The sequence below is a fragment of the Halomonas saccharevitans genome, from assembly GCF_900116405.1.
GTDB lineage: Bacteria > Pseudomonadota > Gammaproteobacteria > Pseudomonadales > Halomonadaceae > Halomonas > Halomonas saccharevitans.
The window spans coordinates 125,800-138,044 of record NZ_FPAQ01000003.1 but is presented as its reverse complement, the minus strand read 5'-3'; the positions used below and the strand labels follow the sequence as shown (position 1 = coordinate 138,044).

Here is a 12,245-nt window from a genome sequence, read left to right as displayed (position 1 = left end):
GTTCCGGGCCGGCCCATCAGTGCTTGGGCGCCAGGAACTGCTTGAGGCGCTCGGAGGTGGGGTTGCCGAGCACCTCGTCGGGCGGCCCGGCCTCCTCGACCTGCCCCTGGTGCAGGTAGATCACCTGGGTGGAGACGTCGCGGGCGAAGGCCATCTCGTGGGTGACCACGATCATGGTGCGGCCTTCCTTGGCGAGGTCACGCATCACCTTGAGGACGTCGCCCACGAGCTCCGGGTCCAGCGCCGAGGTGGGCTCGTCGAACAGCATCACCTCGGGGTCCATGGCCAGCGCCCGGGCGATGGCGCCGCGCTGCTGCTGACCGCCGGACATCTGGGCCGGGTAGTAGTCGGCACGCTCGGCCAGGCCGACCCGTTCGAGCAGCTCGCGGGCGTGGGCGATCGCCTCCTGCTTGGGCTTGCCGAGCACGTGGACCGGGGCCTCGATGATGTTCTCGAGCAGCGTCATGTGGGCCCAGAGGTTGAAGCTCTGGAAGACCATGGAGAGCTTGGCCCGCATGTCGACGACCTGCTTCCAGTCGGCCGGCTCGCGGCCGTGCTTGGTCTCCTTGAAGCGGATCTGCTCGCCGTGGACGATCAGGTCGCCCTCGTTGGGCTGCTCGAGCAGGTTCATGCAGCGCAGGAAGGTGCTCTTGCCGGAGCCGGAGGCTCCGATCAGGGTGATCACATCGCCCTTGTGGGCCTTCAGGGAGAGGCCCTTGAGGACTTCGGTATCGCCGAAGCGCTTGGTGATATTGCGCACTTCCAGCGGAATCGGGGTATCGGCCATGAAACGGGCTCCAGATCGTGGGTGGTCCGCCGCATCGAGGGTCGGCCGGCGCGGGGCTTCGATCAACGTAGGTCTATGACCGCGTACTTGCGTGATCAACATAGATCCTTGATCGACGCAGGTCCGTGATTCACCCGGGTCCGCGATCAACGCGGGCCCGTGATCCACGGGTCGGCGATCAAAAAGGGGGCGATTCTAACAGGCCGGAGACGATCCGGCAGCGGGCCGCGTTGTCGCGATGAGCCAAGCGTGATTCTGGGGGCGAGGGGCACGGGTCATGGGGCGTCTCCTGTCTGTTGTTATTGTCTGCGATGAGGGTCGGGCACGGCCCCCAGCCGGGGGCACGCGATCAGGTCGGCGGTGGGCTCGGAACCACCAGCAGCGCCGCCCGGGCGCCGATCTCGACGTCGGCATTGGGAAAGACCACCGACAGCGGCGTCTCGCCGACGTCGAAGGCGCCGGCGCTGGCGTCTTCGGCGAGCCGGGTGCCCGGCGCGAATTCGGTGAAGTTCGGCGTGTCGTCGGGGAAGCAGAGCCGGAAGTCCGGGGCGTGGCGCATCAGCTCGTGCTCGGCGCGGAAGAAGGCCATGCCGGCCGGGTCGGCGCCCTCGGGCGCCCGGCCCTCGACCAGCGCCTCGAGCAGCCGGCCCATGGGCGCCAGCGGGGCGAGATCGTTGGCGCCGAAGGGCAGGGCGCGGCCCAGCTCCAGGGTGAAGGCCGCCGCCCCGTGGTAGTGCTTCGAGTAGTGCGAGAAGGTCCAGCTGTGCCGGTGCTGGTGGAGCACCGCCTGGATGTCGGCGGCGGCCAGCCAGCGCCACTGTTCCTGCGCCGTCGGCGTCTCGCCGAAGGGCTCGACCACGAAGCGCGGGAAGCGGCTGTCGCGGATCGCCGTGTGCAGGTCGTAGTGCAGCGGGGCAAGCGAGGCGTGACGGCCATAGAAGGCGTCCACCTCGGCCATCAGCGCCCGGGCCCGGTCGGGCTCGTCGCCGGCCTCCACGAGGTCGCGCCGGAACAGCCGGTTGAGGTTGGTCGTGACGAAGCGTTCGCCGCGCCGGATCGCCTCGGGGTGGCCGAGCATCACCAGCAGCGGCGCGCCCAGGCGCAGCAGGCCCGCCTCGAGCCGTGCGAGGACCGCGCCCACGAGCTCGATGGGCGCGGTCTCGTTGCCGTGGATGCCCACCGAGAGCACGCTCGCTCGGGCCTCGGCGGCGCAGGTATCCGGCGAGAGCTCGAGCACGCCGGGGGCGAGCAGCCGGTAGCGTCCGCCGGGCAGGCGCCCCTCGGACGGCGTGGCGGCCCGCCCGTCCAGCGCCTGGTCCAGCCACTCAGAGAGCATGGTCGCGACGCACGTCGGTGGATTCGAAGATCCGGTCGGCGCTGGCGGCGACGAAGCCCTGATAGAGCCGGCCCTCGGCGTCGGCATAGCGGCGGGCGAACTCGTAGTAGCAGGTGGGGATCTCCTCGACCCGGCCGCCGGCGAAGGTGAAGGGCATGCGGTCGGCCAGCGTCGAGGCCTGCTCCAGCAGCACCTCGGGTGAGCCCTTGATGCGCCCGCCGGAGGTGTTGATGGAAAGCCCCAGGGACTCGACCTTCTCCAGCAGCGACGCCAGGGTGGGGGTGTGGCGCAGCTGGTTGACGCTGATGGTGAAGTGGTTGGCGCGCAGCCCGATGATCGACAGCCAGGCGGCGTACTCGCTCTCCTCGGCCAGGGTGTTGTAGGCTTCCCAGCTCGGCGCCTCCCAGAGGCGGCCGGCCCACATCACCTCGGGCGAGGCGATTCGGGCGGGGTCGATCTGGGCCACCAGGTCATCGATGATCGCCTGGGTGGGAGCGGAGAGCTCGTCGCACTTCAGCTCCGAGAGGAAGACCCGCGGCTGGTCGTCGCGGGGCGGCAGGTAGCCCCAGGCGCGCAGCTTCTTGGCCTCGAAGTCGTAGGGCTCCAGGCGGGTGTAGCCCAGCGCCAGCAGGTGCGGCTCCAGGTCGGCCAGGCGGATCGGCCCGCGGTCGAAGGTGCGAAAGGCCACGTGGTCGTTGACGATGGTCTCGCCGTCGGCGACCAGGGCATCGTGGATGCGGCTCGCCTGGGGCGTCATGGCGGTATAGTCGTCCCAGAGGCGGGCGAAGAACTGCTCGAGGCTCATCTCGGAGGGCATGCGGGCACCTGTTGTTGGCATGATGGTGATGGTCGACACCTTCCCGTCAGCGCCCCATGGACTCAAGGCCTCGCGTCGGTCGGATGAAAGTGGCGGGACCCAGAGTGAAACTTCCCTCAGCGCCAGGCGGCGCAGGCCTCGCCCTGCTCCACCTCGATTAGCCCCTCCACCGGGAAGTCGAGCGCCCGGGCGCGCTCGACAAGCGTCTGGTAGGTGGCCGGCTCCATGTCCGGCGTGCGCGAGAGGATCCACAGGTAGTCGCGGTCGGGACCGGCCACCAGGGCCCAGTCGTACGCCTCGTCCAGCGCGAGCACGTTGTAGCCGGCATAGAAGGGGCCGAAGAAGCTCACCTTCAGCCGCCCCTGTCCCGGCTCGCCGATCGGGTAGGCCTTGCCCTCGGCGACGTTTTCCTCCCCGGCGGCGAGGTCCACGCCGCGATTGATCACCCGCACGCCGCTTTCCTCGCGCCGCGAGTAGTCGGCGGTCACGCAGTCCAGCCCCTCCTCGAAGGAGTGGTCCAGGCGGGCGATCTCGTACCACTGGCCGAGGTAGCGGTCTAGCGTGAAGCCGGTGACGGCGCGGGTGCCCTCGGGCAGGCCGGTGCAGCCGGCGAGGCCGAGCCCCAGCAGGGCCGTGGTGATCAGCGGTCGGGACATCGCGGATGACTCCTTGTCGAAGGGCGTTCGAGAGAACGGTCGGGAAACGGCGGCCAGGGCCGGTAGCTGTGACCTTTGCACGATGGGGCGCGCGGCCGGCGGCGGATAGACTGGCGGTGCTCCTTGTTTCTCATCACGCCGTCAGCCTGCCGTCAGGACATCGCCATGACCGACCCCGTGGATCGCTTCGCCGCCCGCCCCTTCATTGCCCATTATGATGCGCCCCGCGCCGCCGGCAGGCAAAGCCTGCCGGCCCGTCTGCGCGACGCCTTTCGCGCGGCGGGGTGCGATCCAGAGCGGCTGACCCTCGACGAGATCGCCGGCATCGATCAGCTGCATCTGGGCGGGCGGCGGGCCAGCCGGTCGCTGGCGGCACTCGGTGGTCTTACGCCCGGCCAGCGGGTGCTCGATGTGGGCTGCGGCACCGGCGGGGCGAGCCGCCTGCTGGCCGCGGAGTTCGGCAGTGAGGTGACGGGGCTCGACATCACTCCCGCCTTCGTCGAGGTGGCCGCCTGGCTGAGCCGCGCCACCGGCTACGCTGAGCGCACGCGCTTCCTGTGCGCCGACGCTGCGCGGGTACCGCTGCCGGAGGCCAGTATGGATGTCGTCTGGTGCCAGCATGCGCTGATGAACATGCCTGACGCGGCGACGGTGCTGGCCGAGTGGCGGCGCCTGCTGGTGCCGGGCGGCCGGGTGCTGCTGCACGAGCCGGTGGCGGGCGACAATGACTCGCCGCTGCGGCTGCCGGTGCCCTGGGCGCGCGAGGTCGCGACCAGCCACCTGCGCTCCCGCGAGGCCCTGGAACGCCTGCTCGCCGCGGGCGGCTTCGTATCGGAGACGGTGCACGACGTCTCCAAGTCGGCGCTCGACTGGCGGCGCAAGCACGGCCGCCGAGAGGCGAGCGATGCGCCGCAGGCGTCATGCCCAACGCCGCCCACTCTGCCGGGGCCGTCGCTGATCTTCGGCGAGGCCTTCGTCGAGATGGGGCGCAACCTGGGCGACAACCTGGCCGCGGATCGGGTGCGCATCCTCGAGGGAGGGTGGCGAAAGGCCTGACCGGTCCACCCGTCATCGGGGTGTCCGATCGTCAGCCGCTGATGCGCTCGGCGATGGCGCGGCCGAGGGTCTCGGTGGTGCCACGGCCGCCGACGTCCGGCGTCAGTACCGCCGGATCCCCCTCGGCGAGCACCGCCTCGAAGGCCGCGACGATGGCCGCGCCGGCCTCCCCGTGGCCGAGGTGCTCGAGCATCATGGCGGCCGACCAGATCTGGCCGATGGGGTTGGCGATGCCTTGCCCGGCGATGTCCGGGGCGCTGCCGTGCACCGGCTCGAAGAGGCTCGGGAAGGCGCCGTCGGGGTTGATGTTGGCCGAGGGCGCCACGCCGATGGTGCCGGTGCAGGCCGGCCCCAGGTCGGAGAGGATGTCGCCGAACAGGTTGCTCGCCACCACCACGTCGAACCAGTCGGGGTGCATCACGAAGTTGGCCGCCAGGATATCGATGTGGAACGCCTGCACCGAGACCTCGGGGTAGCGCTCGCCCACCGCCTTCACCCGCTCGTCCCACCAGGGCATGGTGATGGCGATGCCATTGGACTTGGTGGCCGAGGTGAGCGTCTTTCGCGGGCGGCTCGCCGCCAGCTCATAGGCGTAGGCCAGCACCCGGTCGACCCCGGTGCGGGTCATCACCGTCTCCTGGATCACCACCTCGCGCTCGGTGCCCTCGAACATCCGGCCGCCGACGCTGGAGTACTCGCCCTCGGTGTTCTCGCGCACCACGTAGAAGTCGATGTCGCCGGGCGCGCGGCCGGCCAACGGGCTCTTCACCCCCGGCAGCAGCCTGCACGGGCGCAGGTTGACGTACTGGTCGAAGCGGCGGCGGAACTGCAGCAGCGAGCCCCACAGCGAGACGTGGTCGGGCACCGTCTCCGGCCAGCCCACGGCGCCGTAGAAGATGGCGTCATGGTCCTTGAGTCGCTCGAACCAGTCGTCGGGCAGCATCTGGCCGTGCGCCAGATAGTAGTCGCAGCTGGCGAAGTCGAAGGGCTCGAGGGCAAGGTCGATACCGAAGCGCTCGGCGGCGGCCTCGAGGGCGCGCAGCCCCTCGGGCATCACCTCCTTGCCGATGCCGTCGCCGGGGATGACCGCGATGCGGTGGGTCATGGGTGGGCTCCTGGGCTTTATGGATCACCTCGCCAGTCTACTGCCTTACGCAACAAACCCCATCCCGGCAGGCCGCAACGTCTGTCTCCCGAGCAACATGGGGCATGGGGGCAGGGCGAGGTGGGGTGGGTCGCTCTCTCCCGGCGCCTCTTTCGACGATGTGGCGATGCCGGGCCCCGTCGCGTAGCCGGGTCCCCGTCGCCTATCTTGAACAGGAGATGGTCAGCCGCCTGCCTTGCCGTCAGAATGTCGTCAGTGAAAGTCGAGGAGCCACGTCCCCGTGAATGTGCTGATGTTCACCAATACCTACCTGCCCATCGTCGGCGGGGTCAGCGAGTCGGTTCAGCGGCTCAAGCGCCAGCTGCAGGCCGCCGGCCATCGCGTGCTGGTGGTGGCACCGCGCCTGGATGGGCAGCCCGCCGAGGAGGAGGACGTGGTGCGGGTGGTGGCCATGCAGCATTTCAACGGCAGCGACTTCTCGCTGCCGGTGCCGATTCCCGGCCAGCTCCATGAGGCGATCGAGGCCTTCGAACCGGACATCGTCCACGCCCACCACCCCTTCCTGCTGGGCGATACCGCCGCTCGGGCGGCCGAGACCTACGGCCTGCCGCTGATCTTCACCCACCACACCCTCTACGAGCACTACACCCACTACGTGCCCGGTGATTCGTCGCGCATGCAGCGCTTCGCCGTGGCGCTCGCCACCCAGTACACCTGGCTGTGCGACGAGGTGATCGCCCCCAGCGAGAGCATCCTCGGCCTCCTGCGCCGGCGCGAGGCCAACCCCGCCATCAGCGTGGTGCCGAGCGGCGTGGACACCGCGCGCTTCGCCCTGGGTGACGGCCGCGCCTGGCGGGCGCGGCTGGGTATCCCCGAGGACGCCTACGTGATGGGCCACCTGGGGCGGCTGGCCCGCGAGAAGAACCTGGCGTTCCTGGCCGAGGCGCTGGCAGGCGCCTTGGTGGCGCGCCCCGAGGCGCACGGCCTGGTGGTGGGCGAGGGCGACGCGCGAGGCGACATCGAGGCGGTGATGGTGGCGCGCGGCGTGGCGGATCGCCTGCACTTCACCGGCCGCCTGCAGAACCAGGCGCTGATCGATGCCTACCACGCCATGGACGTCTTCGCCTTCGCCTCCCACAGCGAGACCCAGGGCATGGTGGTAGCCGAGGCCATGGCGGCCGGGCTGCCGGTGGTCGCCGTCGACGCCCCCGGGGTGCGTGAAGTGGTGGTCGAGGGCAGCAACGGCCGGCTGATCGCAGGCGACGACCTCGACGCCATGGCCCAGGCGCTGGCGGCGCTGGCCGTCCCCGGCGCGCGCGCGCCCCTGGCCGAGGCGGCGCTGGCGACGGCCGCCGGCTACGACGAGGCGCGCTGCGCCGCACGCTGCCTGGCCGTCTATCGCCAGGCCATCGCCCGGGGCGGGCCCTTCACCCACGCCGACGAGGGAGGCTGGGAGCGGATCCGCCACCGGCTGGGCGCCGAGTGGCAGATGTTTCGCCATCGCGGTCGACTGCTGCGCCACCTGGTGCAGGAGGAGTGGGAGCAGGAACGTCCCGCCTGGTGGCCCGGCCATCGCGAGGAGGACGAGACCGAGGCGCCCCGAGAGTAGTCCTCAGCGGGCGCGGCGGCGCCGGTCCGACCAGCGCTTCAGCCCGACCAGCAGGGCCACTCCGACCAGCAGGCCGCCGGCCGCCCAGACAAGCTCGCCGCGGCTCTCGGCGGTGGCCAGCTGGCCCAGCTGGCTGCCCAGCAGGGTGACGCCGGCGAGCCCCGGGGTGATGCCCAGCAGCGAGCCGATCATGTAGTCGCGAAAGCGCAGGTGGAAGGCGCCGGCCATCATGTTGGTCAGGGTAAAGGGCGCCAGCGGCAGCAGATTGACCAGCGTCATGGTGCGAATGCCGCGGCCCGAGAGGTAGCGCGACAGGCCGTGCAGGCGCCGGCCGCCGTGGCGCATCAGCGCCTCGCGGCCCAGCCGGCGCCCGACCCACCAGGTCAGCATCGAGGCGGCCAGGGTGCCGGCCAGCGCGTAGCCAAAGCCCCACCAGGGCCCGAACATCAGGCCGGTCAGCGCCACCAGCAGGCTGAGCGGGAACATCACCAGCGAGGCGCCGGCGTAGATCGCCATCACCACCGCGACCGCCCAGGGGGCGTCGCGCCAGGCCACCGCCCCTTTCACCAGCGTCATCAGGGTCTCCACCGTCAGCAGGTCGCGCATGGCGAGCCACTGCCAGAGCAGGCCGAGGGCCATGAGGGCGGCCAGCAGGCCGGTGACGAGGACGAGGCGGTGGCTCATGTCGCGCGGTTCCGTGGGGACAAGGGGCCCCAAGCATACGGCAGAGCGGGCGAGCGCCAAAGCGGGGCGCGCCGCCGTCGCGATCCGTCAGGCCTGGCGGGCCAGCACCCGCAGGCGAGACTCGCACATGTCGAGGTCAAGGTAGGTGCCCTGTAGGTGGCGCCGGCCGGTGCTGGGGTCGAAGGCGTTGCGCCCGTGCATCACCCGGCGGTTGTCGAAGGCGACCATCTCGCCCGGGGCCAGGGAGAACTCGAGCCGGTTCCGGGGATCCTGGGCCAGCGCCCAGAACGTGCGGTAGGCGTCGTACCAGGCATCGATCTCCTCGAGAGGGAGGCGCAGGGTGTCGCGGATCCAGTTGTTGAGCCGGACCTCGTTGACCCGGCCCTGCTCGTCGAGGGACAGCAGCGGCGCGGTCCACACCAGGTCGTGCTCTTCGTCCTGGAAGCGGAAGTCGATCTCGGTTTCGCTGAGCCGCCGGAACGCCTCCGGATCCTGGCGACGCAGCGCCTCGGCCGCGGCGAAGCCGTCGAAGAAGGTCGACTCGCCGCCCTCGGCGTCGTTCTCCAGGCAGTAGAGCAGCTGGATGTCCGGCGGGTGGCGCCAGTTGGGCAGGTCGGTATGCAGCGCCAGGCCGATGGCGGTGTAGGCGGCGTTGTTGGGGTTGGGCTTGGACTTCACGTCGAAGCGGGCGCCGAAGTTGGTGGCGCGCAGCGGCCCGATGCGACCCGCCAGTCGGCTGACCTCCTCATCGGCCAGCGGACCGTTCTCGAGCAACACCAGGCCGTCGCGCAGCAGGGCGGTGAGCCAGGCCCGCTCGCCCTCGGCGCCGGCGACGAAGTCGGCGTGGTCGACGCGGGCCGGGCGGTAGTCACGATCCCAGGGGCGGCGAGCCGGCACGGCATCTTCCCGGGTCTGGCCCGGGCGGCGCTGATGCAGCCAGACGGCATCGAAATGGCTGACGTGGTCGTCGGCCCAGTTCAGGATCAGGTTGCCGTCCTCGAGGCAAATGGCCGGTGCCTGCTTGGGCACCTCGAAGTCCATGTAGAGGCGCTCGCGGGTCATCGGGTGGCGGCACTCGGCGCAGGCGCAGTGGTCGCGCAGCCACGTCAGCGGAAACCGCGCCCGATCGCCGTTGCGCCAGCCAAGGGCTAGCTGTCGTCCGTCGTCCGTGGCCTCGGTGAGCGCAGGCCCCTCGGTGTGCGGGGTCAGTTCGCCCATGGGCAGCACGCTGCGAGCGTCGGCGGTCGGCGTATCGGTCATGATCGGCTCCTCCCTTGTGAAGGCGCTCATGTTGGCGCCTGGTCGGAGCACCGACAAACGATTAATCTGGCCCCTATGACCCCACTCAGCTTATGCATAGGTTATCCATGAGTCGGCTACCTCCCCTGCTGTGGCTGCAGGCCTTCGAAACGGCGGCGCGCACCCTGAGCTTTACTGCCGCCGGCCAGGAGCTGGGCGTGACCCAGGCGGCGATCAGCCAGCGCGTGCGCCTGCTCGAGGATCGCCTGGGCCAGAAGCTCTTCGTGCGTCACCCGCGCAGCCTCAACCTGACGCCGGCGGGGCAGGCCTGGCTGCCGTGCCTGCAGGACGCCTTCACGCGCCTGGCCGAGGGCACCGACGAGGTCTTCGGCGGCGGGGAGGCCCCGGTGACGCTGCGCACCACGCCGGTGGTGCAGCAGAACTGGCTGGCGCCGCGCCTGTGCGCCTTTCGCCGCGCGCATCCCGAGGTGGCGCTGCGCCTCGTCAGCGCCATCTGGCCGGACGACTTCGGCCCCGAGGGCGCGGATCTCGAGATTCGCTACGGTCAGGGCACCTGGTCGGGCATGGAGGCGGTATCTCTCGGCCGTGAGACAATGCTGCCGGTGTGCGCGCCGGCCCTGGCCGAGCGCATCACCGAGCCGGCGGATCTGGCGGAGCACACCCTGCTGCACGCCGTGGGATTCGAGGTGGGCTGGCCGGCCTGGCTGGAGGCCGTGGGAGTGCCGACGCTGGCTTCGCGCTGTGCGCCGCTGATTTGCGATACGCAGACCATGACGCTGTCGCTCGCGGCGCTGGGCGAGGGCGTCGCCCTGACCCATCGGCGCCTGGTGGAGAGTCGAGACGACCTGGTGGCGGCCCTTGATCTGCCGGTCGATAGCGATGAGGCGTTCTGGCTGGTGCGTCCGGCCCGCGCGCCGGCGCGGCCGGAGGCGGTGATGCTCTGGGACTGGCTGACGGGCCAGCTCGACCCGGAGTCTGGCTGAGACGGCCGCTGGCGCCCTGGGCCCGTGTGCCCTAGGCCAGGGCGCTACTCCGCCAGATAGCTCCTGAAGGCCGCCAGCGTCGCGTCGATGGCGTCATCATCCAGGTCGCGGTGCACCACCAGGCGCGTGTCATACAACACGTCGATCAGGATCCCGCGCTCGGCCAACCAGGCACGCAGCGGGGCGATGTGCCGCTCTGACACTCGCAGGAACACCATGTTGGTGGCCTGGGAGATCACCTCGATGTGCGGCAGCGTCCGCAGGCCCTCGGCCAGCTGCGCGGCGCGGCGATGGTCGTGGGCGAGATCCGCCACCTGGTGGTCCAGCGCGTGGTGACAGGCGGCGGCGATGATGCCGGACTGGCGCATGCCGCCACCCAGCATCTTGCGCCAGCGGCGCGCCGCGTCGATCAGCGCCTGCGAGCCCGTCAGGGCCGAGCCCATCGGCGCGCCCAGCCCCTTGGAGAAGCATAGGGAGACCGTGTCGAAGGGCGCACAGAGCGTGGCCAGCGAGGTGTCGGTGGCCACCGCGGCGTTGAACAGTCGGGCGCCGTCCAGGTGGGTCGCCAGGCCGTGCTGACGGGCCAGGTCGGTGGCCTGGTGCATGTAGTCGGCGTCGATCACGCGTCCGCCGATGGTGTTCTCCAGCGCCAGCAGGCGGGTACGGGCGAAGTGGAAGTCGTCGGGCTTGATGGCGGCACGAATGCGTTCCAGCGGCAGCGAGCCATCGGCGGCGTGCTCCACCGGCTGTGGCTGGATACCGCCCACCACCGCCGCGCCGCCACCCTCGTACTTGTAGGTGTGGGCCTGCTGGCCGGCGATGTACTCGTCGCCACGTTGGCAGTGGGCAAGCAGGGCGGCCAGGTTGCTCTGGGTGCCGCTGGGGAAGAGCAGGGCGGCGGCCTTGCCGGCACGCTTGGCCACGGCGGCCTCGAAGCGTGCCACGCTGGGGTCATCGCCCCAGACGTCATCGCCCACCGGAGCGGCGTGCATGGCGTCGCGCATGGCAGCGCTGGGGCGGGTGACGGTATCGCTGCGCAGATCGATCATGGGGGCTTCCTGGCGGTAGTAGGCGTTGGGGTCAGTGGTGCTCGGCCTCGGTGTGCTGATCCATCGAGTCCGACGCGGGCCTACCAGGGACGGAGGGAGCCGGCGTCTGCCGGGAGGCGCGTCAGCGGATCCTGATGGAAATAGCGCGACAGCAGTCCGTAGAGCGCCGGGTAGGCCCGGTGGAGGCGGGCGGGGTCGCTGAAGAAGTGCTCGCAGCAGACCGCGAAGCACTCGCCGGGGTGGCTCGCGGCGTAGTCGTCGATGGGCGTCGCCTCGCCCCGGGCGAGGCGCGCCTGGAGATCCTCCCAGACCCCCATGAAGATGCGGTACCACTCCCGCGGGTCGATCTCTCTCGGCAGCGGCGGAAAGCCGTCGACGTCCAGGGAATTGCCGAGGTCGAGCTTGTGGGCCAGCTCGTGGATCAGCACGTTGAACCCGTCGAACCCGCCGCTTGCCATGAGGTCGGGCCAGGCGACCACCACCGGGCCCTGCAGGGAGGTCTCACCGGCGCGCTCGTCGTCGTACTCGTGCACCACGCCGAACTCGTCCATCTCCTCCACTCGCCGCTGGAAGGCGTCGGGCAGGATCAGGATCTCGTGGACGTTGGCGAAGGCATCGAGGTGCTCGCTGTCGCACCAGCCCAGGGTCAGCAGGCAGGCCTGGCCCGCCAGGGCGAGCCGGGCCGGGGCGTCGAAGGTGACCGTGCCGGCCAGCTCCGGGTGAAGGCTCAGGCGCTTGGCATGCACGAACTGCCAGGCTCGCTGACCCAGCCGCTCGGCCTGGTCGTCGGGCAGGGCTTTGATCAGCGCCACCCGCTCCCGGGCCTCGGCCCACTCGTCGGCGGGGAAGGGGTGGCGCGCCTCGAAACGCCGGCCCCCCAGGCGCAGCAGCCGGCCGAGCATG

At 70.7% G+C, this 12,245-nt stretch carries 12 protein-coding genes; 3 read left to right on the top strand and 9 right to left on the bottom strand.

Annotated features, from left to right (window positions below; translation table 11 throughout):
• Positions 1-16: 16 nt before the first annotated feature.
• The 4 genes from BM388_RS02695 to BM388_RS02680 all read right to left on the bottom strand — a co-directional run bounded on the left by BM388_RS02695 (position 17) and on the right by BM388_RS02680 (position 3,596).
• The gene (locus tag BM388_RS02695) at positions 17-787 is read right to left on the bottom strand and encodes an ABC transporter ATP-binding protein (RefSeq protein ID WP_089846939.1); all 771 of its coding nucleotides are present in this window, start codon (positions 785-787) and stop codon (positions 17-19) included.
• 349 nt (positions 788-1,136) lie between these two features.
• On the bottom strand, positions 1,137-2,123 hold the full coding sequence (locus BM388_RS02690) for a succinylglutamate desuccinylase (RefSeq protein ID WP_089846937.1): 987 nt from the start codon (positions 2,121-2,123) through the stop codon (positions 1,137-1,139).
• Complete coding sequence (locus BM388_RS02685) at positions 2,113-2,940, bottom strand: DUF1338 domain-containing protein (protein WP_245781443.1); 828 nt, start codon at positions 2,938-2,940, stop codon at positions 2,113-2,115. The genes BM388_RS02690 and BM388_RS02685 overlap by 11 nt, the downstream gene beginning before the upstream one ends.
• Before the next feature lie 116 nt (positions 2,941-3,056).
• Positions 3,057-3,596, bottom strand: coding sequence for a lipocalin family protein (locus BM388_RS02680; protein ID WP_089846936.1), 540 nt, complete (start codon positions 3,594-3,596; stop codon positions 3,057-3,059).
• Between the two features lie 165 nt (positions 3,597-3,761).
• On the opposite strand from BM388_RS02680, the gene BM388_RS02675 reads away from it, so the two are divergent.
• On the top strand, positions 3,762-4,652 hold the full coding sequence (locus tag BM388_RS02675; RefSeq protein ID WP_089846934.1) for a class I SAM-dependent methyltransferase: 891 nt from the start codon (positions 3,762-3,764) through the stop codon (positions 4,650-4,652).
• Between the two features lie 31 nt (positions 4,653-4,683).
• On the opposite strand, the gene BM388_RS02670 is transcribed toward BM388_RS02675, so the two are convergent.
• Complete coding sequence (locus tag BM388_RS02670) at positions 4,684-5,757, bottom strand: tartrate dehydrogenase (RefSeq protein WP_089846932.1); 1,074 nt, start codon at positions 5,755-5,757, stop codon at positions 4,684-4,686.
• Between the two features lie 280 nt (positions 5,758-6,037).
• Between BM388_RS02670 and BM388_RS02665 the strand changes: the two genes are divergently transcribed.
• Positions 6,038-7,366, top strand: coding sequence for a glycosyltransferase (locus BM388_RS02665; RefSeq protein ID WP_089846929.1), 1,329 nt, complete (start codon positions 6,038-6,040; stop codon positions 7,364-7,366).
• A gap of 3 nt (positions 7,367-7,369) precedes the next feature.
• Here BM388_RS02665 and BM388_RS02660 read toward each other — a convergent pair whose 3' ends face one another.
• Both BM388_RS02660 and BM388_RS02655 read right to left on the bottom strand, forming a co-directional pair.
• Entirely contained in the window at positions 7,370-8,050 is a 681-nt protein-coding gene (locus BM388_RS02660; protein ID WP_089846927.1) for a TVP38/TMEM64 family protein, read from the bottom strand.
• A gap of 87 nt (positions 8,051-8,137) precedes the next feature.
• Entirely contained in the window at positions 8,138-9,310 is a 1,173-nt protein-coding gene (locus tag BM388_RS02655; protein ID WP_089846925.1) for a TauD/TfdA family dioxygenase, read from the bottom strand.
• A gap of 107 nt (positions 9,311-9,417) precedes the next feature.
• On the opposite strand from BM388_RS02655, the gene BM388_RS02650 reads away from it, so the two are divergent.
• Positions 9,418-10,293: a LysR substrate-binding domain-containing protein gene (locus BM388_RS02650; protein ID WP_089846923.1), complete on the top strand. Its 876-nt coding sequence runs from the start codon at positions 9,418-9,420 to the stop codon at positions 10,291-10,293.
• A 44-nt stretch (positions 10,294-10,337) separates the two neighbouring features.
• On the opposite strand, the gene ltaE is transcribed toward BM388_RS02650, so the two are convergent.
• Both ltaE and BM388_RS02640 read right to left on the bottom strand, forming a co-directional pair.
• Positions 10,338-11,342: a low-specificity L-threonine aldolase gene (gene ltaE / locus BM388_RS02645; RefSeq protein ID WP_089846921.1), complete on the bottom strand. Its 1,005-nt coding sequence runs from the start codon at positions 11,340-11,342 to the stop codon at positions 10,338-10,340.
• 80 nt (positions 11,343-11,422) lie between these two features.
• Complete coding sequence (locus tag BM388_RS02640; RefSeq protein ID WP_089846920.1) at positions 11,423-12,244, bottom strand: M90 family metallopeptidase; 822 nt, start codon at positions 12,242-12,244, stop codon at positions 11,423-11,425.
• Position 12,245: the final 1 nt, after the last annotated feature.

Excerpts from the sequence above, each read along its gene's own strand:
- BM388_RS02660 (WP_089846927.1), bottom strand. The coding sequence starts at position 8,050 with ATGAGCCACCGCCTCGTCCTCGTCACCGGCCTGCTGGCCGCCCTCATG.
- BM388_RS02670 (WP_089846932.1), bottom strand. The coding sequence starts at position 5,757 with ATGACCCACCGCATCGCGGTCATCCCCGGCGACGGCATCGGCAAGGAG.
- BM388_RS02675 (WP_089846934.1), top strand. The coding sequence starts at position 3,762 with ATGACCGACCCCGTGGATCGCTTCGCCGCCCGCCCCTTCATTGCCCAT.
- BM388_RS02680 (WP_089846936.1), bottom strand. The coding sequence starts at position 3,596 with ATGTCCCGACCGCTGATCACCACGGCCCTGCTGGGGCTCGGCCTCGCC.
- BM388_RS02690 (WP_089846937.1), bottom strand. The coding sequence starts at position 2,123 with ATGCTCTCTGAGTGGCTGGACCAGGCGCTGGACGGGCGGGCCGCCACG.
- ltaE (WP_089846921.1), bottom strand. The coding sequence starts at position 11,342 with ATGATCGATCTGCGCAGCGATACCGTCACCCGCCCCAGCGCTGCCATG.
- BM388_RS02650 (WP_089846923.1), top strand. The coding sequence starts at position 9,418 with ATGAGTCGGCTACCTCCCCTGCTGTGGCTGCAGGCCTTCGAAACGGCG.
- BM388_RS02685 (WP_245781443.1), bottom strand. The coding sequence starts at position 2,940 with ATGCCCTCCGAGATGAGCCTCGAGCAGTTCTTCGCCCGCCTCTGGGAC.
- BM388_RS02655 (WP_089846925.1), bottom strand. The coding sequence starts at position 9,310 with ATGACCGATACGCCGACCGCCGACGCTCGCAGCGTGCTGCCCATGGGC.
- BM388_RS02695 (WP_089846939.1), bottom strand. The coding sequence starts at position 787 with ATGGCCGATACCCCGATTCCGCTGGAAGTGCGCAATATCACCAAGCGC.
- BM388_RS02640 (WP_089846920.1), bottom strand. The coding sequence starts at position 12,244 with ATGCTCGGCCGGCTGCTGCGCCTGGGGGGCCGGCGTTTCGAGGCGCGC.